Below are 25106 nucleotides of genomic sequence, written 5' to 3' on the forward strand. Positions count from 1 at the left end.
CCGAATATGCTGCTGATATAGCTTGAGAGCTGGGGTTGGTTAGCGTTACATTAAATGTTAATGAACCACCCTCTACTATGGTTTGATTGTCGATAGAAACCTTTGGTTTCGCATCGTCGTTTAGAATAGTACCAACACCTGTAGAAGGAGCCCCAAGAGTAGCATTGCCAGATGGAGCCGATAGAACCAAAGAAACGGTTTCATTAGGCTCGAACTTAGCATCTACCGTAGTGTAAACAGGCACATCAAGCGATGTTGTGCCAGCAGGGATTGTTACAACCGAGCTAGCAATGGCGGTATAGTCGCCATCAGCAGTAGCTGCTGTGCCATCTTGCGTTTTGCGTGTTACCGTTATAGCCGAAGAGCAAGGGTGACTAAGAAGTATCTTAAACGCGAGTTCCTGTCCTTCGGTAGCTGAAATGCCCGTTGTTACGGTTATGGTTGGCTTAGCCTCGTTGTCGGTAATTGTGCCAACCCCCTTACTATCTGAGATGGTAAGCTCTGTTGGACTAGAAAGGTTTAGATCAAACGTTTCTGTGCCTTCGTAAATATTATCGTCATTGGTCGCAATGGTAATTGTCTTTGATACTTCACCCGGTAAGAAGGTTACAGTCCCAGCAGAGGCTGTGAAGTCGGAATTATCGGCATAACCAGCACCCGCATTAACAGCAGTTGTATATCCAACAGAAGTAGCAACTCCACTAGCATTGCTAAGTGTAATCGTAAAAGTAAGGTTGCTGCCTTCAGTGGCAGTAGCATCATTTACGGATACTGATGGAACAAGCGTATTGTAGATTTCAACATCATCCGAAGAGCTACATCCACCATTATCGATTGTCCAGCGAAGAACATAATCTCCAGGTTGTAGTCCTGTGATAGTAGCGTTAGGATTAGACAGATCGGAGAATGAAGGATCGGGGGCTCCGCTAGGTTTCGAAACAATGCTCCACATCCCAACACCGCTAGTTGGTGTATTTGCCGCCAAAACAGCAGCCGTTTTTTTGTAGAGCGATTGGGATACACCCGCATTTGCTGGAGTAACAGGCTGCTTAACCGTCATTTTTACCTGAGCCTCAGAAACAGGGCAGGAACCGTTTGAGACAGTCCACTTGAATATATAATCGCCAGCAGTAGAGATACCCGCCAACGAAGTAGTATTGCTGTTAGGATTTAGAATAAGCACGTTACCACCGCTAACTTTAGACCAAGCACCATTCCCATCAACAGGGAGTGTTGCTGATAATGAAGGATTAGCACCGTATAGGCAGTAGCTAAAATCGGCAGGAACAACCGCAGTAGAAGGAGGATTGTACACATTGATTGTAACCTCATCAAAAGAGGTACAAGTACCAAGAGTTGTAGTCCAGCGTAACACGTATGTGCCCTGAGTTAAGCTAGAAATAGTGGCAGTAGGGTTTGTTGGATCATCAAACGAGATAGAGGCTGGACCACTTTGCTTTGTCCACATGCCAGTAGTGCCACCTGAAAGCGTATTTGCCTGCAGCTGGGTAGTATATATATTGCATAGCGATTGATCAGCACCAGCGTTAGCTGTAGTAGGAAGATCTTTTATGGTAAGCTTTACATCATCGGTTTTAGCAGTACAGATAGCACCACTAGAAATAGTCCATCGCAGCGTATAATCGCCAGGAATCATGTTGCTTACCAACGCGTTGTTAAGCATCTGAGAGTCGAATGTAGGGGTAGAAGGACCAGAGATGACCGACCAAGTACCAACTCCAGCCGTAGGAGCATTCGCAGCAAGTAATGTCGAAGTTCCACAAACGTTTGTTTGATCTAAACCTGCATTAGCAATCGACGGTGCAGGATCATTTTGCACCGTAACATTCTGCTGGTTGGTACAGGTACCAGAAACAACCTTCCACGTGAATACGTAAGTTCCTGTTTTATTCAGAGAAATTGTAGCATTCGGAGCACTATTATTAGGAGTATAGTTAATTGTAGCTCCAGTCGGGAACGTAAGTGCACTCCATGTACCCGTTCCAGAGGCAGGAGTGTTAGCATTCATAACAACGCTATTTGCGGCACAAAACGACTTATCGAGCGTACCAGCATCAGCCAACGAAGGCATTTGGTCTATCGTTACGGTCTTTGTTGCGGAGACACTACAGGTACCAGCATTAATTGCATACTGAAAAGTGTAAGTGCCAGGTATAAGACCTGTAGCCTTTGCAATATTTCCAGCCGCATTTTGGTTGGTAATAGTAGGAGTATTAGGACCCGAAACGTTTGTCCATGTATAGGTAACGCCCGAAGCTCCAATAACCATATTACCCACAAGGTTGGCATTATCGATAGAGCAGAAGCTCTCGGTAGGATTTGTAACAACTGCTGCAGGAAGCACCGTTACCACAACATCATCTGAGGTTGAAGGACAGGTTTCGCCAGCAGAAACTTTCCATCTCAAGGTATAGACTCCACTTGCCAATCCTGTAATCGATGAAGTAGGAGAAGCTACGTTTCCGAAAGTTGGCGTATTGGGACCAGACACAATCGACCAAACACCCGATCCAGTAGTAGGAACCGAAGCATCCAAAGTCGCATTGCTGGCATTACAAACCGAAAAGTCGGAGCCAGCGGCTGCGGCCGAAGGAGGAGTTGATGTAATTATTACAACGTCATCTGAAGACGAAGTACAGGCACCATTAGACACCGTCCACCTAAAGGTATACCTACCAGAAGAAAGACCAGAAGCGGTGGTATTATATACCATTGGATCGGCAAATGAAGCTTGCGTAACACCGGAAACCTGAGTCCACATACCCGACCCAAGAGCGGGGTTGTTACCAGCAAGCGTAACGCTTGTACCACAAAGCGAAAAGTTATCGGCACCAGCATTTGCAGCGGTTGGATTACCTACAGAAATAACAACGGTATCTTTGGTTGCTGTACATCCAGCCTTTGCAATCTTCCATTCAAACTTATATGTTCCAGATAGCAGGCCTGTTACACCCGAATTGTATAATGAGCTATTTGTAATTGTAGCAGCATTAGGACCGCTAATCTGGCTCCATGTTCCTGTTCCTGAAGTTGGATTATTGCCCGCCAGCGTTGCCGATGTTGTACCTGCTGCTAAACACTGATCGGAACCTGCACTAGCAATAGAAGCCCCAGCAGTTGATGATGTAGCAATAGCGTACGAGCTAGCACTAGTACCGCAAGCATTGCTGATTGTCCAAGTGAAAGTGTAGTTAGTATTATTAAGCAGGTTGGTTACTGCTGCAACCGGATTATGAATATCCGAAATTACCACCCCCGCACTAGGAGATACAGTCCATGTTCCCACTTCATTGCGAACAGGTGTATTACCCTCTAGGTAAACAACAGAGCCTGCACATGAGCTTGTGTTTGCACCAACCACTGAAGTAGTTGGTGAAGGAGCGCTGACAATTACATCAACCAAATCTTCGCTCGAAGGGCAAGTTGTTCCATTGGATACATACCATTTAAATGTGTATTTCCCAGCAACTAGATTGGTTATGTTTGCATTGTAAGCCGAAGGATTGTCGATTGTAGCACTATTCGGGCCCGCAATCTGAGTCCAGCTACCCACTCCATTTGTAATAGAGTTACCTGCAAGCTGGGTGTTAAACACGTTACAGGCTAAGGTTTGATCTGTTCCGGCATTGGATAATGACGCATTACCCGATACTATAATAGTTATATCAGCAAAAGCAGTTGCACAAGCATTCCCAGATGGCACTGCTCTTAACCTTACCAAGTAGGTGCCTGGGCTCGTAAAGCCTGATAGCACGTTTGTAGTACCAGAAGTAATAGTTTTCCATGTGCTAGGGTAAGTTCCTGGAGCTGGTCCGCTTATTACGGAGTACTCGCGAGCACTAATACTTCCAGTAGCCGTAAATGCAACCACTGCCGATGAGGTACCACAGCTAACTCTGTAAGGAGAAGGAGTGGTGATTGTAATAGAAGGTGCAGTTGATGTAGATAAGGTTACTGTCGATGAGGTGCTAGAGCAGCCTGTAACAGTATTTCGAATCTGGTAAGTTACGCTTGTATTTGAGCTGGTTAAGCCAGATATAGTGTTGGTGGTAAGATTGTTTGGGGTAGAGAGAGTGGCTGAACCTGCAGTTCTATTCCACGCTACCACCTCGTTGGCATAAATCGGATTAGAACCTACCAGAAGCGTAGATGTTCTTCCATCGCAAAATGGAGCTCCAGTAGCGGTAATAGATGCTGGAGTTACAGCACCTTTTGCAGCAGCTACGGTAATCTGTGTCTCATCGCTACCGTTAACGCAAGCCCCAGCAACCGTCCATCTAAGGATATATGTTCCTGCAATCAGGTTCGATAACCCAGAATTGTTCTGATTCTTATTACTAAAAGTAGGAAGGTTTGGTCCACTCACAACAAGCCAAGTACCTTGCTGATTTAAAGCAGCTCCACCACCTCCGAAAGAGCCTGATAGGTTGGCAATGTTACGTGATCCGCTGTAGCATCCATCGAGGTTTACATCTGCACCCGCAGAAACAGCGCTAACGCCACCTCTGTTGGTTACCACAACATCGTCGAATGAGGAGCAGCCTTGCGCACTCGTAATGGTGTATCGAACAGTGGTCGCTCCGCTGTTGGCACCATTAAGCGATATCCCTGTGCTAGGGGCTGCACCATTTATTATGGTAACTCCATTATTGGTTCCCTGAACTGTCCAAGCTGGGGTTTCTCCTGCCGCAAGGGAAGTTCCTACAAGAGTTATAACATTTGTCCCCGGACAAGCAGTTACATCGGCACCCGCATTGGCTTTTGTTATTGCCCTTACGGTAATGGCAACTTCATCGCTGATTAGTGACCCATCGGAGCAGGTGGTTGCCAACCTAAACTTGTAGGTGTTACCTCCCACTAAGTTGGTAACCGTTGTGGTTAGGGTCGATGGACTCGTAATAGTTGCCGATGGTCCCTCAACCTGTGTCCATAGCGTTGGAGCTGTGCTAGACCCTCCTCTGGTTCCTACCAAAGTTAGCGTAGCATTCTCGCAAATAGTTTGAGGTGTACCGGCATTAATGGTGCAGTTTTGCGCATAAAGTTGTTCTCCCATTAGGACAATCAGCACAATCAGCAAAAACCGAGCATAGTTCTTAAGCATAGTACGATAAAAGAGTCGATTATTAAAATATTTGTATGTCAATTAGCGAAATGACAACTAATTAAATCACCTGCCAAGATGAATAAAGGTAAAATGGCAGGAAAGAGTGTATATGCCTATTGAAACTACAGGTATTCTTGTTCATATATTGGTAGGTATAAATGCCTATCGTCAAACTTATTTGAGGGGAAGAACCCTATTCTTGTAGTCAACGAAGATGTGCTCGGGTGTACTCTCTATTTCCAACTTCGATAGATTATTATTTCGGTAAGAAGCGGCCGTTTTTATGCCTTCAAAAAAAGGGTATGCGGTTTAGTTTATTTTTGGTTTTTTATGTAAATAAGTATACATTCACATCTTTTGATCGTAAAGAGTGTTAACCGGTGGCTAGCCTTGTTATTCAAGGTGGTGTCTTTTGGATTTCTAAAATGAAGAGGCGACAATTACTTATTTTTCTACTACTGGGATTGCTGTACACCGTTGATGCGTATTCGCAACGGTCGATAGCTGGTATCCCGAAAATTGTAAACTACAACAAGTTTACGTATAAAGCCGGTCCTCAGAATTGGATGATTACCCACGCGCCCAATGGGTTTGTGTACGTTGCCAACAACGATGGGCTGCTGGAGTTTGATGGCAGCGACTGGAAGGTGTATAAGGATTTGGGGGTTGTGAATAGGGCCGCCTTGTACCACCAGGGGCGCATTTATGTTGGGGGATACAACGAATTTGGCTACTACTCGCCTAACGAGAATGGGGTTTTGGTTTACACCACCCTTTCGAAAGGGGTAAAAAGAGTCTTTCGGTTTGGGGAGATTTGGAAGATTCATGAGCTAGACGGTGTCGTTTACTTTCAGTCGAACGAGGCAATCTTTACCTATAGTAAGAATCATATAAAAATCATGAAGGCGCCCGCTCGCTTCGATTTTGCCTACATTGCTAATCGGACACTCTTTGTGAACGATGCGGTAAAGGGGCTTTTGATTTACAGGCGGGGGGCATTAGTATCTATCGACCCCGAGCGCAAGGTGGTAACCAAGCAGCTTTCGGGTGTATCGGAGCTGGATAAGGGGCGGGTACTTATTTCGACCATCGATAAGGGGCTTTTTATTTATGATGGAGCTAGGATTACCAGCTGGGATATTCCGATCTCTTCGCTTCTAAAAAAGTATCAGATAAATACCGAGGCGAAGGTAAACGGGTACCATATTTTTGGAACCATCCTAAATGGCCTGTATATAATAGATGCCAAGGGGAAGATGGTGCTGGAGGTAAATCAGGATAAGGGATTAAACAACAACAACGTAATTTGTGTGGGTACCGATTTGGAGAACAACATCTGGTTGGGGCTGAATAACGGCTTGGCCAAGCTAGAGCTAAACACCTCGCTATCCTACATAGGAAACTCGTTTAAGATAGAATCGGTATATGCAACTGCGCTTTGGAATGGTAAGCTGTACATAGGTACCAACTCCGGGCTTTTTCAAATTGATTGGAGCAGATTCCTTGATCCCATGAAAAATGATAGCGATTTTAAGCTGATACCCGGATCGGAGGGGCAGGTTTGGAACCTAACAGTTATTGGCGGAACCCTATTTTGTGGGCATAATAATGGCGTGTATACGGTATCGGGCAGCAGCCTAACCAGTATCGGTGGAATTCGGGGAGGTTGGCTCTTTCTGCCGATAAAGGATAATCCCAACAAGGTTATTGTAGCCAACTATACAGGGCTGGCCTTGATTGAAAAAAGAGGCAGCAGCTGGGCTTTCGTTAATGCGCTAAAGGGCTTTAACGAGTCGTCGCGGTTTGTTGAGCAGGATAGTGATGGCGATTACTGGGTAAGCCACGGGTATAAGGGTATCTATAGGCTTAGGGTAAATGGCGATTATACGGGGTATAAGTCGATCGAATTTTTTGGAAAGCATAGCGGGTTACCATCGGATAAGAATAATATGGTTGCGAAGATTGGCGGACGGCTTGTGTTTACTACCGAAAATGGGGTATACAGCTTTAATCCTCAGACCAAGACTTTTTATCGCAACCAGGAGTTGAACAAAACTATAAGAAGCAACCGTTGGATTTCGTATTTGAAGCAGGACGAGAAGGGGAATATCTGGTGCGTGCAGGGCGATAAGACCTCCGTGCTGAGGTTGCAGGAAGATAGGAGCTACACAACAATCGCAACGCCATTTTATCCGCTAACCCGGCGGAATATAATTACGTTCGAGCATTTCTACTCCTTACCTAACGGGATGACCCTTATAGGAAGCGAGGAGGGAATGGCTATTTACGATCCTGCTATTAGCAGGCCCGATAATTCGCCCTATAAGGTATTTATTAAGGATATTACAAAGGGGGATGCGCACTACTCGCTAAGTATGGTTGATAGCGTAGACCCAGTGTTTAAGCAGGGCAAATCTCCCATTATGATATCGGCGTCGGCTCCCTTTAAGAATAGCGGTGCGAGCCTTTACTCCTTTAAGCTAGATGGGTTTGATAAGGATTGGTCGCCGTGGTCGGAGAATAACCATAAGGAGTATACCAACCTAAGCGAGGGAACCTACACGATATCCGTTAGGGCGAAGAGCTATGGTGGTGAGGTTAGCCCGATAGTCTCTAAGACAATAAAAATATCTCCTCCTTGGCATCGATCGGCCATTGCCTACCTTATTTACTTTGTAATCTTTATAGGATTGTCGGTAAGGTTAAAGCGGTTGTACGATAGGAATATTGAAAAATCGAGAAAGAAGGGTGAGTACCAGCAGCGCGAGCAGTTTAAGGCACGGGAAGCGCAGCTGGTAAAGGAGGCGCTGCAGGCCGAGAATGAGATGATTCGTATAAAGAACGAGAACCTGCAGGATGTAATGAGGCGTAAGGAGCGCGAGCTGACCCTATCGACCATGCACGTGATACAAAAGAATGAGCTGATAAGCAAGATGAAGGCTGAACTTCGCAAGCTGCAGGGGGCAACTTCGGATAGGACGATAAAGGAAAAGGCAGCCGACATCATAAAGAAGATGGCTAAGGATGCCGATAATAAGTCGGAATGGAAAACCTTTGAGCTGCACTTTGAGCAGGTGCATGAGGAGTTTATTCGGCGACTAAAGGATCGTTTCCCCGATTTGACATCCCGAGAGCTGCGGTTGTGCGTGTACTTAAAGATGAACCTATCGAGCAAGGAGATTGCCAACCTGATGAATATCTCGCCACGTGGGGTGGAGATTAGCCGCTACCGAGTTCGGAAAAAGATGAATTTAGAGCGCAATGAAGGGCTGTCAGAAATTTTGATGGAGATTTAGCAGAAGGGTGTAGTATATGCTGCGCTAAGATTTTGCATGCCAAAGCGGAAATAAAAGGTATAGCTGTCGTTTACATAAGCGATGGCTATCTTTTTATCAAACGAGGTGGCTTTTGGTGTTCTTGGTTAGAATTGTAGCCTATATGGGCAATGGGCAGATTGGGATGGTGATGTGCCTCCTTTATTCTGGCTGGAATATTTCCCTTAGACTCCTTTTATAAGATTTATTTAATTGTGGAATGCAGGATTAATCTTTAGCGATAGCGCTTGTTTTGCTAGCGAAGTTTTTAATGGGCCAAAGGAAGAATGAAAGGCTACTCGTGTCCTTTTTATACCCTGTTTTTTATACAAACAGAGGATAAAAGTGGTGCTTTTTGGAATTGGAAAAGTATTAATGTCCCCAAATGAGGCCAAAATGGAGCGGTTTTACTTCAAATAGGAGGGCCATTACGGCTTTCCTTGTTAACGATGTGTTGAGGTATTTATTTTTGTTTTAATATACTTGTTAGTCAGATTTGTAGCAGCTGTGATGATGTATTTATGATGTAGCGAAATTGGGCGTATGATGTGTTTTTGAAGTAACATATTTTAACTCAATCAGCATTTGTTAACATACCTTCGTGCCGAGTCTTTAGACTAAACCAACTTAAAACTTTATCGAATGAAAAGAGCAGTAATCTTATCGATTTGGCTTGTTCTTGCTTTTTGCCTGCAATCGTTTTCGCAGGGGAAGGTAACGGGCAAGGTACTTTCGGCAACGGACGGGCAGCCCCTCCCCGGGGTGTCCATTTCCGTAATGGGCACAACACGAGGTGCGGCAACGAACATTGATGGAATGTTCGCTATAGAAGCAAAAAGGGGGGAGACATTGGTGTTTTCGTCAGTTGGGTACGACCAGCTGAAGGTTGTCGTATCGGAATCTGTAGTTAACGTACAGCTAAAGGAGACGTCGCAAAAGATAGACGAGGTAGTTGTTGTTGGTTACGGTGTTCAAAAGAAGAGCGTTGTAACGGCTGCTATAAGCAAGGTATCAGCCGAGCAGCTGAATACCACAAAGCCTTCTCGCGTGGAGGATGCGCTTAAAGGGAAAGTTTCGGGGGTGCAAATAACACAAAGTTCGGGACAACCTGGTGCAGACTCTAAGGTGCGTATTCGTGGAATTGGGACTATAAATAATAGTGAACCGCTATACATTGTTGATGGAATGGGGGTTGATGGAGGTATAAACTACCTTAATCCAACCGATATTCAGTCGGTAGAAGTGCTAAAGGATGCCGCTTCGTCGGCCATTTACGGGGCACGTGCTGCCAACGGGGTAATTCTTATTACCACCAAGAATGGGCAGAAGGGTAAATCGACCGTGAACTATGACGTAAGCTACGGATGGCAAAATCCGTGGAAGAAGAAGTCGGTACTGAATGCAACGGAGTACATGACGATTATGAACGAGGCGCAAATTAATGACGGAGAGAAGCCTCGTTATACCCAAGCCGAGATAAAAGCAGCAGGCAAGGGTACCGATTGGCAGAAGGAGACCTTCAACTTTGATGCTCCAGTACAAAGCCATCAGGTAAGCTTGTCGGGTGGTACCGATAAGGGAACCTACTTCCTTTCGTTTGGCTACTTTGACCAGGAAGGTATCGTTGGTGGAAACCACAACAAGTCGAACTACGAGCGCTACAGCATTCGCGTAAATGGTAACTACAACCTATTTGAGGATAACAGCCGCAGCTTTTTGAACAAGCTAAAAGCAGGTAGCAATATTGGCTACTCGCGTAGCAAATCGACGGGAGTTGAGACCAACTCGGAGTACGGGTCGATACTAGGTAGTGCGCTTACCTTCTCGCCCCTTGTACCTGTTTATGCCGATAAGGCAACAGCAGCTACGATTCTTAGCTCGTATCCTTATGCCGTAAAGGATAAGGATGGTAGGGTGTTCTCTATTCCGCCATCAGGATTCCAGGAGATTGCCAACCCAGTTGCCATGCTAAATCAGCCTAACAGCGGGTTGAATAACGATGATAAGATTGTTGCCAACTTTTGGGCAGAGCTTGATATTATGGACGGCTTAAAATTTAAGTCGAGCTACGGTGCCGATCTTGCTTTTTGGGGGTACGATAGCTACACGTTACCTTATTTCCTAGCAACTCAGGGTAAGAGCCAAGACTACAGCACTGTTCAAAGCGAAATGAACAGAGGCTACAAGTGGCAGGTGGAAAACGTATTGACCTACGCTAAGTCTTTCGATAAGCATAATCTTACAGTGGTATTAGGTCAGTCGGCACAGAAGTACACCTACAAGAATGTGGGAGGAAACTTCAGGGATCTACTCGAAAATGACCCTAATAAGGCTGTTATTAACTATGCAATTGCCGATCAGAAGCTCTCGAACTTATGGGGAGGAACCGGTGGATACGACAACACCTCGTTGGCATCGTACTTCGGTAGGGTTGACTACAACTATAGCGAGCGTTACATCTTCCAAGGAACGGTACGTAGGGATGGCTCCTCGAATTTTGGTCCTAGCCATAAGTGGGCCGTATTCCCCGCCTTCTCTTTGGGTTGGAATTTGACCAACGAAGAGTTTATGAAAAACAGGCCTTTGTGGTTTAACCAAATGAAGCTACGTGCTGGTTGGGGTAAGAACGGAAACGAGCGTATTGGAGGATTCCTCTATACATCGTTAATGAATGGAGGTCAAAACTACTACTTCGGAGGTTCTTACCTGTTAGGTTCTGACTTGAAGAAGGTAGGAGAGAAGAGCGGGCAAATGCAGTATGGCAACTCGCCAGGTTACATTGCAAATCCAAATATTAAGTGGGAAGAGTCGGAGCAGATAGACTTAGGGTTCGATTCTAGATTTTTCAATAACTCCGTAAGCTTCGGTTTCGACTACTTTAAGAAGAAAACCAACGGGATGCTGATGAACCTTCCTATTCCTGATTACGTAGGTATTTCTGCACCAATGAGCAATGTTGGTGATATGGAAAACTGGGGTCTTGAGTTTGAGCTTGGCTATAAGAAAAAGGTGGGCGATGTTAACTTCTCTGTAAACGCTAATGCCACCTACCTAAAGAATAAGCTTATCAATTTAGGGAATGCATCTGGCGAAACGATCTACGAAAATGCAGGAGCATCGGGTGTCGGTTCGTACGTGAAGGGACAAAACGGAGAGGTTTTCCCCTTCTTCTACGGGTTTAAAACTGATGGAGTAGCACAAACCAAGGCACAGGCCGATGCCTACAACGCCAAGTATGGCGAAAAGGCGCAGCCAGGCGATGTCCTTTTCCGCGATTTGAATAAGGATGGTAAGATTACCGATGCTGATAAGACAAAGATTGGAAAGGGAATGCCAGACTGGACTTACGGTATCTCTGTAAATGCCGATTGGAAGGGCTTTGATGTTAGCCTATTTTTCCAAGGTACTCTAGGTAATGACATTTTCGACTTCTCGCAGCGTGGCGATATACCTGCTATGAACCGTCCATCTTGGATTTTGGATCGCTGGATTGGAGAAGGAACCTCGAATTCACTTCCACGCATGACCAATAAGAACCCTAATGGAAACTGGCGCTCGTCTGATCTTTACATTAAAAACGGATCGTACCTACGCTTAAAATCGTCTCAGCTGGGGTATACGCTTCCATTGCATCTAACAAAGAAAGCATCCATACAACGTTTAAGACTATTTGTATCGGCAGAGAACCTAATAACCATTACTGGTTACGACGGCTTTGACCCAGAGGTAGCTTCGGGTGGATACACTACTATTGGTATAGATCGCGGGATTTATCCACAATCGAGAACCGTCTCTGTTGGAGCAAACATCACTTTCTAACTCGAAATCAGGAAAAATTATGAAGAAATATAGTTTTATCGTATTGCTCATGGTTGCAGCGGTATTCTCGTCTTGCAGCGATGACTTCTTAACCTCTCACCCAACGGATAGGCAGGAGGTTGGAAAGCCTGCCACAGAAGGTGCTATTCAGGCCAATTTGGCGTCGTGCTACCAGGTATTGCTACTAGATAGCTATGCCAACAACAACTATAACAGTATCGTACTGATGTCAGATCTTCAGTCTGACGATATATATAAGGGAGGTGGAGATGCCGGCGATCAGCATCAGCTGTATCTTCTATCTCAGTTTACGGCAACCCCACAAGAGCAGCCATCAGGACTTTGGAGCATTTACTTTACAGGATTGGCACGTTGTAACAATGCGCTTATTGCCTGCGATAAGGCTGTCGATGTTCCTGCTGCAAGGCTTGAAAGGTATAAGGCAGAAGCACATTTCCTTCGTGCCTACTATGTTAGCCTGCTTTGGAAGTTCTGGGGCTACATACCCTACTTTGAGGCGCCACTCGCTTTTCCATATCTAGCGAAGCAGAAAACAAATCCAGACGATATCTACAAGGAGATTATGGAGGATATTGATTTTGCAGCTCAAGGTGATAAACTACCTATGTCGGTGTCGGGTGCCGAGTTGGGCCGTGTAAATAAGGCCGCAGTATTGATGCTTAAGGCGCGTGTGGTGATGTACCAAAAGGATGTAAATCGCTATGCTGAGGTTACCAATGATATGGCCGAGATTATAACCAGCGGCAAGTATGCGCTAATTGATGCTACAAACGTAGTAAAAGACGAAATCGATTCTCCTTTTGCCGCGATGTGGAAAAACAACTACGAGTTCTGTAAGGAGAATATTTTTGAGAGCAACCAGCTACCTGAAGGTAAAACTTGGTCGAGCGGATGGCAAGGTTACGGAACAAATCTGCCTGCGTTTATCTCTCCAAACGGATTGCCAGCAGCTAAGGATGATGAGGTTGGTAAATTTCAAGGAGGCTGGGGTTTTGGTCCAGTAAGAGAGGCTACTTGGAATATTTTTGAGGATGGCGATACCCGTCGTGAGGGATCTATCAACTTCTTCGAAAAGGGATACACCCCTCGTTTCCAAAATACCGGCTATTTTATGGCTAAGTATGCTGCTCGTGCAGGCTACAATCCTATTGGCGATAAAGACCTAAACTTCTGCAACAACCTACGTATTTTCCGTTATGCAGAAACGCTGCTGAACTATGCAGAAATGGTTGCCATGAATGGGCAAACCGAGGTAGGAGGCATTAGCGCACAGTGGTGCTTAGACCAGATCAGAAAGCGCGCGTTTGGAGTTGAGAATTCAATTCCTGCCACTTCTCAAAATATCAAGCTTGAGCGTCGACGCGAATTTATTGGTGAAGGTATTCGATACTGGGATCTTGTTCGCTGGGGCGACGCTGCTACCGTTCTTACCGAATCGACACCGCTAAGTACCAGAGTTTGGACCGAAGGCAAAAAGTATTTGCCAATTCCTCAGTCTGAGATTGATAAAACAAAGGGTACCGGCGAGTTTGAATTAAAGCAGTACAGCAAGTATTAGAAAGTGTAAAGGCTGTATTGTTGGTCTTTGCCTTAAATAATTTAAAACGAATTTCGAATGAAAAACATTCTTAAGATAGGGATGCTCGCGCTACTGTCAATCGTGGCAATGGTGGCTTGTGACCCACAGGAAGACTCAGGATATTCTCTGGGGTCACTTCCAAATTCAAGCGAGTTGTCATTCTCGGCAACTCCCAATGCGACAAAGCCTAATGTTGTAGAATTTAAGAATACCTCAAAAGCTCCAGGTGTTGCAGTTTGGAGCTTAGGCGATGGTTCTGCGCCCAAAGGTCAGGAGGTGACAGGTAGCTACCCCTATGCTGGTACTTATACGATTACAATGACATTGTATACCACGGGAGGTGCTGCTGCTACCATTACTAAGCAGGTGGTTATTGCTGCTGACGACTACTCGTTGCTAAATACGCCAAACTTTACGGCGTTAACAGGAGGCGCTACTAAGCCTGAAGGCAAAACGTGGGTTTTTGATCAGTATATATCAGGGCACTTTGGAATTGGACCTGCAGCCGAAATGAGTCCTACGTGGTGGTCGGCTGGCCCAGATGTTAAGGCTGGCTCTAGCCTTTACTCGCAGGAGTTTACCTTTATTCAGGATGGTTTGAAGATGGTTTGGAAAAACAATGGTTATGTCTATACCAATGGTGCCGGAAAAAATGCGCTACCTCCTGCAGATTTTGTTGAAAACCCTGGTGGTGTTGGCGATTTTGACGTGGCATACACCCCTGGCAAAAATCTGACATTCTCGTTAAACGAGTCGACCATGACGCTAAAGCTGAGTGGAGGCGCTTTTATGGGCCATTATGCTGGTACTTCGGAGTATAAAATTTTGAAGCTTACCGAAAATGAACTGTATATAAGATGTGTAAGCTCCGTAGAGCCTGGTAACGCATGGTACTACCGATTTATACCTATAGAGAAGAGAGTTAAGCCAATAATTCCATTAAGAGAAAAACCTTTGAAGGAAAATTTCGAGAAGGTGATACCTGCAGTAGCATTTGCTACAGAAAAAATGGGCCTTCTAACCAACGCCTTTTATGCAAACCCAGCGCCAATTGCAGGAAACCCCTCTTCGAAGGTTTACCTATATGAAAGGAGTTCCGATTTTTACGGGAATATATCCTATGCGGCTAGTGGCTATAAGTTCGATCTTACCAACCAAAATAAGATTAAGCTAAAGGTCTTTATTCCTTCATATAACGACTATGTTACGGACAACAAGGTGGATGGTACCTGGATTACGAACAAGAAGCTTCGTGCACAGGTTGCCGTAAAGCTGCAGAATAGCGAGTTGGGTGGAAACGCTTGGCAAACACAAACTGAGATTGTAAAGGGCAATCTACCTACCGACAAGTGGATTGAGTTGGAGTTTGACTTTAGCACTGTAAGTACAAATAAAACTTACGACAAGATTGTCATTCAATTTGGAGGTGAAGGACATTCCGGTGCGGGTATATTCTTCTTCGATGATTTCCAATTCAGCAAATAGATTTAAGAGCAAATCCTAGCCTTTAGGCTGGGGTTTGCTTTCCAACATGGGCAAAAAAATATGCGACATTCATTTATCATTGTGTGCTTGGTTGCTGCTGTGCTGGCTCTGATTCCATCTTGCAAAAAGAGTGCGGATGGAGTTGAGGCTGTTACGGTAGATTTTACATATGCTGCTGATAATGCAACTCCCAATAAAATTAGTTTTACCGCTAAGGTTGCTGGATCATACGATCTGATCAAGTGGACATTTGAGGGGGGAGAAAGCGTTACGGGCAATCAAACCGTAAGCCGATTATTTGCAAAGGCAGGTGCCTATAAGGTAATCCTGTCGGTATGGAAGGGGCTAGAGGAGGTTAAGTGCGAAAAGATTATCACCATTGAGAAGAACCTGCTCGATTTTGATTTTACCAGCTTAGCGAGCTCTCAAAGTGCAAATACTATCGATTTTAAGGCGTCTGTTGTAGGCAAGTATGATAGGCTTTTATGGGATTTTGGAAATGGAGTAACTGCGGCTGATGTACTGACGCCGTCTGCTTTCTATCCGCAGGCTGGTACCTATAAGGTGAAACTTTCGGTATGGTCAAATAATATTCAATTCGATTTGGAGAAAAGCATTACAATCCAAAAAAATGTGATGGATCTTTCCATTATTGCAGAACCCGTACCTGGAGACCCCTATAAGTTTAAGTTTCGTTCTTCCATATCTGGAAGCTACACCGGAATAAAGTGGCTAATTAAAGGAAAAACGGTACCGGATAAGCCAGAGGTTGAAGCTTATTTCCCCTTTAAAGGAACCTACAAGGTGGTGCTAACGGCTACAAGCGGAAGCTACTCCTTTTCGTCAGAAAAAAGCGTGACGATTTCGGATAGCGATCCCGACTATGCTGCGAAGCTGCCTTTGGCTTGGTCGGATGATTTTAATGGTACAACATTGAATACCTCGGACTGGAGTGTCGAGACCAATATCCATGTGAATAATGAGCTGCAAACCTACACCACCTCAGGTAACTACACTGTTGCCAACGGGGTGCTTTCGATTATCTGTAAAAAGATAAATGACGATGGGGCGTACGGTAGCTATACATCTGCTCGTTTAAATACCTATGGGAAAAAGGGCTTTACCTACGGACGGTTGGAGGCTCGTCTTCGTCTTCCGAAAGGGAAGGGAACCTGGCCTGCATTCTGGATGTTGGGAGAAGGTATTGGCTCCGGAACATCTTGGCCTAAATGTGGAGAAATAGACATAATGGAATATGTCGGTTATGATCCAACGTGGGTGCAAGGTTCTCTGCATGCTCAGGATTTCAGTGGTGGGAATGCGAAGAATGGTAGATTCCAGCTTGCAGCCAATAATGATGAGGGTGAGTGGCATGTCTACGGCGTTATATGGCAGCCCGACAAGATCTCTTTTTATGTAGATGATTATACAAAACCCTACTATAGCCTTACGGCTCCCTCTCAAAAGTCTGAAAATAGCTGGCCATACGACAAGCCATTTTTTGTACTTCTAAATCTAGCATTTGGAGGAGACTGGGGCGGTGCTAAAGGAATTGACAAGTCGCTTGATAACATGAGGTACGACATTGATTGGGTGAGGTATTATGGTGATTAGCCAGAGGATAAGCTCACAGATTTTAAAATCTTAATTATGAAACGACTTGTTTGTATAGCAGCAACGATATTGCTTATAGGGGGAGTGTTGGATTCCGGAAGCCCCATATCTGCAAAAGAGAAGACTCCTGATAAAACGGGCTACAAGCTACTTTGGGCCGATGAGTTTGATAAATCAGGGAGTCCCAACTCTGCAATTTGGACTGCAGAAGAGGGCGGTCATGGTTGGGGAAATAATGAGTTTCAGTTTTACACTAAGCGTAAAAAGAACGTAGAGGTGAAAAACGGGAAACTTTATATTACAGCCCTTAAGGAAGCCTATAAGAATAAAGATTACACCTCGGCAAGGTTGATTACCAAGGGCAAGAAAGACTTTACCTACGGAAGAGTTGAGGTTTATGCGAAGCTTCCTGCCGGTAAAGGGACTTGGCCTGCAATCTGGATGCTCGGATCGAATATTGGTTCGGTACCTTGGCCAGCCTGCGGTGAGATAGATATTATGGAGCATGTTGGATTTGATATGAACGTGGTTCATGGTTCTATTCATACCAAGGCGTACAACCATCCTGCAGGCACTCAAAAAACGACCAAAACGGTGGTTGATAATGTTGCTGGTAAATTTCACCTCTATGCCGTAGAGTGGACTCCTAAAAAGGTTGATTTTTTTATTGATGGCTCAAAATTTTTCAGCTATCAACCCGATGAATACAGTATTGATAAATGGCCTTTTAGTGCACCTTGCTTTGTTATTTTAAACTTGGCAATTGGTGGTAATTGGGGCGGTGAAGTAGATAATTCTTCGTTTCCGAAAGTTTTAGAAGTTGATTACGTAAGGGTTTATCAGCCCTTATAAAAGGAAGGAGTCTTCTTGGTTGGGCGATTTACTAAGAAGACTCCTTAAATTTTACACGAAATGAAAAAAGTAGCACTTGGTTTTACGCTAATACTCTCTATGTTGGGAGTTAATGCACAAAATAGTACAGCAATAGATAAAAAGGTCAATGCCCTTTTGAAGCAGATGACCTTAGAAGAGAAAGTTGGGCAGATGTGCCAGCTTACTCTTAATTCTATTGGCGAAGGGCCTGATATTTTTACGTCGGTTGAACCCTATAGGGTGGATGATGGCCGCATAAAAAGGGCAATTGTAGACTACAAGGTTGGCTCCATCTTGAATACCTCTAATAATAGAGCACTTTCACTAGAGCAGTGGCATCAGGTAGCCGTTCGTATTCATGAAGAGGCAATGAAAACCCGCATGAAAATTCCCGTAATTTTTGGGATAGATGCCATACATGGTGTTAACTACACGCAGGGATCTACGCTATTTCCACAGGAGCTGGCGATGGCTGCAACATGGAATCGAGATCTTGTACAAAGAGGGGCGGCTATTACCTCCTACGAAATGAGGGCTTCGTCTATTCCTTGGAACTTTTCTCCAGTACTGGATTTAGGTTTAGATCCTCGTTGGCCTCGTTTTTGGGAAACTTTTGGGGAAGATCCCTACTTGACTTCAGAGATGGGTGTGCAGATGATAAAAGGTTATCAAGGAGCTCAGAACAACGTTGCTGCGTTCGATAAGGGGGCTGCCTGTTTGAAGCACTTCCTTGGCTACTCTGTTCCCGTAAGCGGAAAGGATAGGACGCCAGCGCTTATTCCAGAAAACTATTTGAGAGAGTACCATTTGCCATCATTTAAGGCTGCCATTGAGCAGGGTGCTAAAACATTGATGGTTAATTCGGGCATAATAAATGGAGAGTCGGTGCATGCAAGCCGTCGTATCCTTACTGATTTGTTGAAGAAGGAGTTGAAGTTTAAGGGTGTTGTTGTGACGGATTGGGCTGATATTGAGAATCTTTATAAGCGTGATAGAATTGCGGCAACGCCCAAAGAGGCGGTGAAACTCTCTGTTAATGCAGGCATAGATATGTCTATGGTTCCTTATTCTGTCGATTTTTGCGACTACCTGATACAGCTTGTAAAAGAAGGAGAGGTGAAGATGGAAAGGATTGATGATGCTGTAAGCCGTATTCTTAAGTTGAAGTATGAGCTGGGCCTTTTTGAAAAGCCAATTACCGATTACAAAGAATATACTCAATTTGGATCTAAGGAGTTTGAGAAATCATCGTATAGTGCCGCCTGTGAGGCCATAACATTGCTTAAGAATGAAAATGTTTTACCACTTAGCAAAGGGGTGAAGGTTTTGGTGACAGGCCCTAATGCTAACTCTATGAGAACTCTTAATGGAGGTTGGAGCTACTCGTGGCAAGGCGAAAAAACCGAAGAGTTTGCCCAGAAGTACAATACAATACTGGAAGCAGTAACCAGCAAGTTTGGGAAAGAAAACGTGCTGTACGAAGCCGGAGTAGAGTATAACATGAAGGGTGTTTATCATGACGAGATTATGGGTGATTTTAATGCCGTACAGCAAAAGGCTGCTCAGGCAGATTATATAATTGCCTGTATTGGCGAAAACTCGTATACCGAGAAACCTGGTGATCTTCAGGATTTGTACTTATCGGAGAATCAGGAAAATTTGGTAAGAGAGTTGGCCAAGAGTGGTAAGCCCATTATTCTTATTTTGAATGAAGGACGTCCGCGTATAATAAGCCGAATAGAGCGTCTTGTAAAGGGTGTGGTAATGGCTTACCTTCCAGGTAACTTTGGCGGAGATGCGTTGGCAGATGTTTTGGCCGGAGATGTAAATCCTTCCGGAAAGCTCCCATTTACCTATCCTGCATATCCTAACTCTTTAATCGCCTACCACCATAAGCCAGCCGAAGAGCAAAAAAAGTCGGAGGGAGCTTATGACTATAATGGCGAATTTACGCCTCAGTATCCCTTTGGTTTCGGACTTTCATACACCTCGTTTACTTATAGCCAGCTTGCCTTGTCTGGTAAAAATATGGGTAAGGATGGCTCTTTAGAGGTTACCGTAAAGGTGAAAAATAGCGGAAGCAGAGACGGAATGGAGGTTGTAAAGCTATTTGTTTCGGACGTTGTGGCTTCATTAACCCCCGATGTTAAAAGATTAAAAGGATTCCAGAAGATTGCTCTTAAGCCAGGGGAGGAGAAGTTGGTAACCTTCCGTTTAACGCCTAGCGATCTGAAGTTTGTAGATCTTAGCAACAGATCTGTAGCCGAAAAGGGTGAGTTTGTGGTTGAGGTGGCAAACCTTTCTAGCTCATTCAACCTGACAGAGAACATTCTATTTTAGCAGTTTATTTTGCCTTAACCTGTTGCTTATTTACAATTTGCTAGCAGGTTGAGGTTTTTTAGTTCCTACCAGTACATACCAAACTGGAATGTTGGCAAAACTGCATCATTTGGTGTTATTTACGTTGTTTTAGTGGCTCGCATGGATTGATGATGGAAAAAAGGTTGGTATAATTCCGTGAAAATTTAGGCTTGTTTGCATTGTTTTTTATTTTTTTTGCCTACTATTGCCTACCAGTTAAGATGCGGTTTTATGGATAAACTTGATTACATAAAAATAGACAGTAAGCTTTCTGTTTCGAAGTATAAGCAAATTGTAAACTCCATAGTGAGTTCGATAGGCGATGGCCTTTTGAAGAAGGGGGATCGGATGCCTTCTATAAATGCAATTTGTAGCAGATTTGAGCTATCGCGCGATACGGTTCTTGCAGCGTACAACGATCTTAAATCTCGAGGAATCTTATCCGCTCATCCGGGGAAGGCCTACTACATCGAATCTACCAATGTGGATGTCGAGCAGAATATCATGCTTCTGTACGACGAGCTAAATGCTTTTAAGGAGGAGATGTACAACTCCTTTATAAAAAGAATTAACGGGAAGGCAAACGTCGATCTATACTTCCACAACTTCAACCGTAAGATTTTCGACTATCTACTTCGCGAGAATAACTACAAGTATACTGCCTACGTAATCATGCCTACGCAGTTTACCGATATTGCGGAGATAATACGCGAACTGAATGGGAAGGTGTATATCCTAGACCAACTGCCTATCGAGCTGAAGTATAGGTATCCTGCCGTTTATCAGAATTTTGATAAGCAGGTGTACGCTGGCCTTTCGGAGGCGAAGCATCTTATATTGAAGTATAGGAAAATCATATTTGTTTATCCAGGAGGGAAGGAGCCCGAATCGGAGCTAAGAGGATTTATCCGCTTTTGTAAGGAGATTGGCATGCCTTTCGAAATATCCAGCGATTTGGTGGAGCGCACACCCCGACAGGGTGAGGCCTACATGGTTGTTAACGACCAGCATTTGGTTGAGATCGTTAAGTTGGCGCGGGCCAATCTGCTCGAAATAGGGAAGGATTTGGGTATTATATCGCTAAATGATACCCCTCTAAAGGAGGTGGTTGCCAACGGTATAACGACGATATCAACCAACTTTGGAATGATGGGCGAAATACTTGCAGAGCAAATCCTGCAGAAGAAATCGGAGCAGATAGAGAATCCTTTTTCATTAATTGTTAGAGAGTCACTTTAAATAACTTGTAAATGAAACCTACATTGTTGATACTCGCAGCGGGTATGGGTAGCCGCTACGGTAGCTTAAAGCAGATGGACGGTCTTGGACCTAACGGGGAAACAATCATGGACTATTCGGTGTATGATGCCATCCGTGCTGGCTTTGGGAAGGTCGTTTTTGTTATCCGTGAAAACTTTGAGAAAGATTTTAGAGAAGTTTTTTCGAAGGAGCGATACGGAAATAAAATCGAGGTGGATTATGTTTTGCAGGAGCTGGATAAAATTCCAAGCCAGTTTGCCCTTAATCCAGAAAGAACCAAACCTTGGGGAACCAACCATGCTGTTATGATGGCGAAGGAGGTTATTAACGAGCCTTTTGCTGTTATCAATGCCGACGACTTCTATGGCAAAAATGCTTTTGCGGTGCTTGGTAAGTATCTTTCGGAGTTAAACGGAAGTTCTAACCAGTACTGTATGGTGGGCTACTATCTTGGGAATACCCTTTCTGAGATGGGGGCTGTTTCGAGAGGTGTTTGCTCGGCTGATACCGAAGGAAACTTGACAAGCGTTGTTGAGCGTACCCATATTGAAAAGCTGGACGGAGTGATCAGCTACAAGGATGAAGCGGGCAACCTCGTTGCTCTAGGCGATAAAACTATCGTCTCGATGAACATGTGGGGCTTTACTCCCGACTACTTCGAGCACTCAGATGCTATGTTTAGCGATTTCCTTGCAAACAACATGGAGAATATCAAATCTGAATTTTTTATTCCATTGGTGGTAAACAATCTAATTAGTACTGGTACAGCGAAACTTCGTGTTTTGGATACCGATGCGCAATGGTTTGGAGTTACCTATCAAGGTGATCGTCCTGCGGTTATCGAGAAATTGAATAGCCTTATTGCAAAAGGAGAGTATCCTAATAACTTGTGGGCATAAATATGATGGGCCTCATTCGCGAAGAGCCGCGGGTGAGGCCTTAATAAATAACATTTGATGAGAGTTTCAGTCGACAAATTTGGTGTTACCCCACAAAACGAGCAGGTTGACATAGTTACCATCGAGAGCGATAACGGCTCCTACATTAAGCTGACCAACTATGGAGCAAAGCTTGTCGCTTTGGTTGTTCCCGATAGCGAGGGGCGCTTAGACGATATCGTATTAGGGTACAACACGCTTGATGGCTACCTAGTTGGGAATCGTTTTTTTGGATCGAATCCTGGGCGTTATGCCAACCGTATAAAGGGGGCACAGCTTACCATCGATGGAGTAACCTACAAGCTGCCCGCCAATGAAGGTGAAAACCTGCTTCATGGCGGAGAAAAAGCTTTCGATGGCGTTATTTGGAGCTACGAAATTCAGGAGAACAGCGTATCGTTTCAGTACCTGAGCCCAGATGGGGAAAACGGATTCCCCGGTGCGCTGGATACAACGATTACCTACAGATGGACTAAGGACTTTAAGCTGATTATAGACTATAGGGCTACAACGAGCAAGCCTACTCATGTCAACTTAACGCATCATTCGTACTTTAACTTAGATGGAGAGGGCGCAGGATCTATTGCAGATCATAAAATAGCTATTGATGCATCTCATTATTTGGAGGTTGGCGAAGGGCTTATTCCAACAGGCAGATATCTTTCGGTAGATGGCACCCCGTTGGATTTGAGGCATGAGCAGCGAATAGGTGATGTTGCTGATAGCGACTTCCCAGCAATGAAAAGTGCGCTAGGTTTTGACCATTGCTACGTGCTAGACCATAAGAATGAGGCTATGAGTCATTGTGCTCGTGTATTTTCGCCTAAGTCTGGACGAACAATGGACGTGTTTACAACATTACCCGGACTCCAATTTTACTCCTGCAACCATGTTGCCAGCGAGGTGGCTGGTAAATCAGGCGTAGGATATCCAATTAGAAGTTCGCTATGCTTGGAACCGCAGTTTTTTCCCAACACTCCCAACATTGGAACTTTTCCAAGTACCTTACTTGTACCTAACCAGGAATACAATCAAACAATTATTTATCAGTTTAACTTTAAAACACAGTAACACATGTCATTTTCAACATTAGACTACTGCGTGCTGATGGCCTACATCCTAATTATAATTAGTGTAGGATTGTGGGTTTCTCGAAACAAAGGTGGCAAAAAGAAGAATGCCTCGGAATACTTTATTGCCGATAAAAGCCTTAAATGGTGGGTTATCGGAACTTCACTTATTGCAAGTAACATCTCTGCCGAACAATTTATTGCCATGTCAGGATCGGGATTTGCAATTGGTATGGGGATCGCTTCCTACGAGTTTATGGCCGCGCTTACGCTTATTATTGTTGCGGTTTTCTTCCTGCCTATCTTTCTGAAAAAGGGCATCTATACCATGCCTGAGTTCTTAGAGCAGCGTTACGATAAGCGCGTAAAAACCGTAATGGCCATCTTTTGGCTTGTTGTTTTTATCTTCGTAAACCTTGCATCTATTCTTTACCTAGGGGCGTTAACCATTAAGAATGTTCTTTTCGAGGGGCAAAGCCTGCTAATATCCGGGGTGGTGGTTGATCCGCTTTGGATTGGTATTATTGCACTAGGCCTTTTAGCGGCCTCTTTTGCCATCTTTGGTGGTCTTAAGGCGGTTGCTGTTACTGACGTGGTGCAGGTGGTATTTCTTATTGGTGGTGGATTGGTAACCACTTTTGTAGCCCTTAAGGCGCTTGGACAAGGTAATGCTTTTGATGGTTTTATCTCTCTTACTCGCGATCATAAGGATCACTTTGATATGATTTTAACCCAAGGTAAGACGATGATTGCCGATGGGAAGGGTGGGATGAAAGATGCCTACATCGACCTTCCTGGTATTAGCGTGCTTATTGGGGGAATGTGGATTGCTAACCTTTACTACTGGGGATGTAACCAGTTTATTATTCAGCGTGCGCTTGCTGCCAAAAGTATTGGTGAAGCTCAGAAGGGTTTGGCCTTTGCTGGATTCCTTAAGCTGCTTTTGCCTCTTATTGTTGTTATTCCAGGTATCGTCGCTTTTGCTTTAAATGCAGATATCAGCAAGCCTGATGAGGCATACCCTTGGTTGTTGTCTAACATTGTCCCTACAGGGATTAAAGGATTGGCTTTTGCGGCTCTTGTTGCGGCCATCATTGGTTCTGTTGCTGGTATGCTTAACAGTATTTCTACCATCTTTACCATGGATATCTACAAGGGATTCATTAATAAGACCGCTTCGCAAAACAACCTGGTGCTTACAGGACGTATTTCGGCCGGGGTAGCGCTTATCATTGCCTTCCCAGTTGCAATTATGCTTCAAAATCTCGATCAAGCTTTCCAGTTCATTCAGGAATTTACGGGTTTTGTTAGTCCTGGAGCTTTGGCAATCTTCTTGCTTGGGTTCTTCTGGAAGAAGGCTTCTGCAAATGGTGCGCTACTTGCCGCACTTGGTACATTTATCTTCTCGGTCCTATTCAAGTTCTTAACCCCATCGCTTCCTTTTATGGATCGTATGGGCATCGTATTCCTTCTTTGCGTTCTTGTTATGGTGGTTACGGCTTATATCGAAGGTGCTAAACCTAGCGAGAAGGCTATTACTATCACGCCCGATATGTTTAAGACTACGACTAAGTTTAAGATATCTGCGGCCTTAATTGTTATTATTCTTACTGTAATTTACACCATTTGGTGGTAATCAGATATGTC

12 protein-coding genes are annotated in these 25106 nt (G+C 44.4%); 11 read left to right on the top strand and 1 reads right to left on the bottom strand.

The window, feature by feature from the left end; all coding sequences use genetic code 11:
- Window positions 1-5122, bottom strand: a 5122-nt coding sequence (locus L990_RS06650; RefSeq protein WP_047446760.1) for a PKD domain-containing protein, incomplete at its 3' end; no start/stop codon positions are given.
- Window positions 5123-5505: 383 nt separating this feature from the next.
- Between L990_RS06650 and L990_RS06655 the strand changes: the two genes are divergently transcribed.
- The 11 genes from L990_RS06655 (at window position 5506) to L990_RS06705 (ending at window position 25095) form a co-directional block, all read left to right on the top strand.
- Window positions 5506-8421 carry a triple tyrosine motif-containing protein gene (locus tag L990_RS06655; protein ID WP_156121407.1) on the top strand — a complete coding sequence of 972 codons (2916 nt, stop codon included), beginning with the start codon at window positions 5506-5508 and terminating at the stop codon, window positions 8419-8421.
- Window positions 8422-9081: 660 nt separating this feature from the next.
- On the top strand, window positions 9082-12258 hold the full coding sequence (locus L990_RS06660; RefSeq protein WP_047446764.1) for a SusC/RagA family TonB-linked outer membrane protein: 3177 nt from the start codon (window positions 9082-9084) through the stop codon (window positions 12256-12258).
- A 19-nt stretch (window positions 12259-12277) separates the two neighbouring features.
- The gene (locus L990_RS06665) at window positions 12278-13837 is read left to right on the top strand and encodes a RagB/SusD family nutrient uptake outer membrane protein (RefSeq protein WP_047446951.1); all 1560 of its coding nucleotides are present in this window, start codon (window positions 12278-12280) and stop codon (window positions 13835-13837) included.
- Window positions 13838-13894: 57 nt separating this feature from the next.
- Window positions 13895-15343 carry a PKD domain-containing protein gene (locus L990_RS06670; protein WP_047446766.1) on the top strand — a complete coding sequence of 483 codons (1449 nt, stop codon included), beginning with the start codon at window positions 13895-13897 and terminating at the stop codon, window positions 15341-15343.
- Window positions 15344-15403: 60 nt separating this feature from the next.
- Complete coding sequence (locus L990_RS19165) at window positions 15404-16957, top strand: family 16 glycosylhydrolase (RefSeq protein ID WP_052180806.1); 1554 nt, start codon at window positions 15404-15406, stop codon at window positions 16955-16957.
- Between the two features lie 36 nt (window positions 16958-16993).
- A complete protein-coding gene (locus L990_RS06680; protein WP_047446768.1) occupies window positions 16994-17809 on the top strand; it encodes a family 16 glycosylhydrolase in 816 nt (271 codons plus the stop codon).
- A gap of 60 nt (window positions 17810-17869) precedes the next feature.
- Window positions 17870-20170 (top strand): glycoside hydrolase family 3 N-terminal domain-containing protein, encoded by a 2301-nt coding sequence (locus tag L990_RS06685; RefSeq protein WP_047446770.1) that lies wholly within the window; start codon window positions 17870-17872, stop codon window positions 20168-20170.
- A gap of 252 nt (window positions 20171-20422) precedes the next feature.
- On the top strand, window positions 20423-21430 hold the full coding sequence (locus tag L990_RS06690; protein ID WP_047446771.1) for a GntR family transcriptional regulator: 1008 nt from the start codon (window positions 20423-20425) through the stop codon (window positions 21428-21430).
- 11 nt (window positions 21431-21441) lie between these two features.
- Window positions 21442-22350 (top strand): sugar phosphate nucleotidyltransferase, encoded by a 909-nt coding sequence (locus L990_RS06695; RefSeq protein ID WP_047446773.1) that lies wholly within the window; start codon window positions 21442-21444, stop codon window positions 22348-22350.
- Window positions 22351-22407: 57 nt separating this feature from the next.
- The gene (locus tag L990_RS06700; protein WP_052180807.1) at window positions 22408-23460 is read left to right on the top strand and encodes an aldose epimerase family protein; all 1053 of its coding nucleotides are present in this window, start codon (window positions 22408-22410) and stop codon (window positions 23458-23460) included.
- A 3-nt stretch (window positions 23461-23463) separates the two neighbouring features.
- On the top strand, window positions 23464-25095 hold the full coding sequence (locus L990_RS06705; protein WP_047446780.1) for a sodium/sugar symporter: 1632 nt from the start codon (window positions 23464-23466) through the stop codon (window positions 25093-25095).
- Window positions 25096-25106: the final 11 nt, after the last annotated feature.

The sequence above is a fragment of the Alistipes sp. ZOR0009 genome (assembly GCF_000798815.1).
GTDB lineage: Bacteria > Bacteroidota > Bacteroidia > Bacteroidales > ZOR0009 > Acetobacteroides.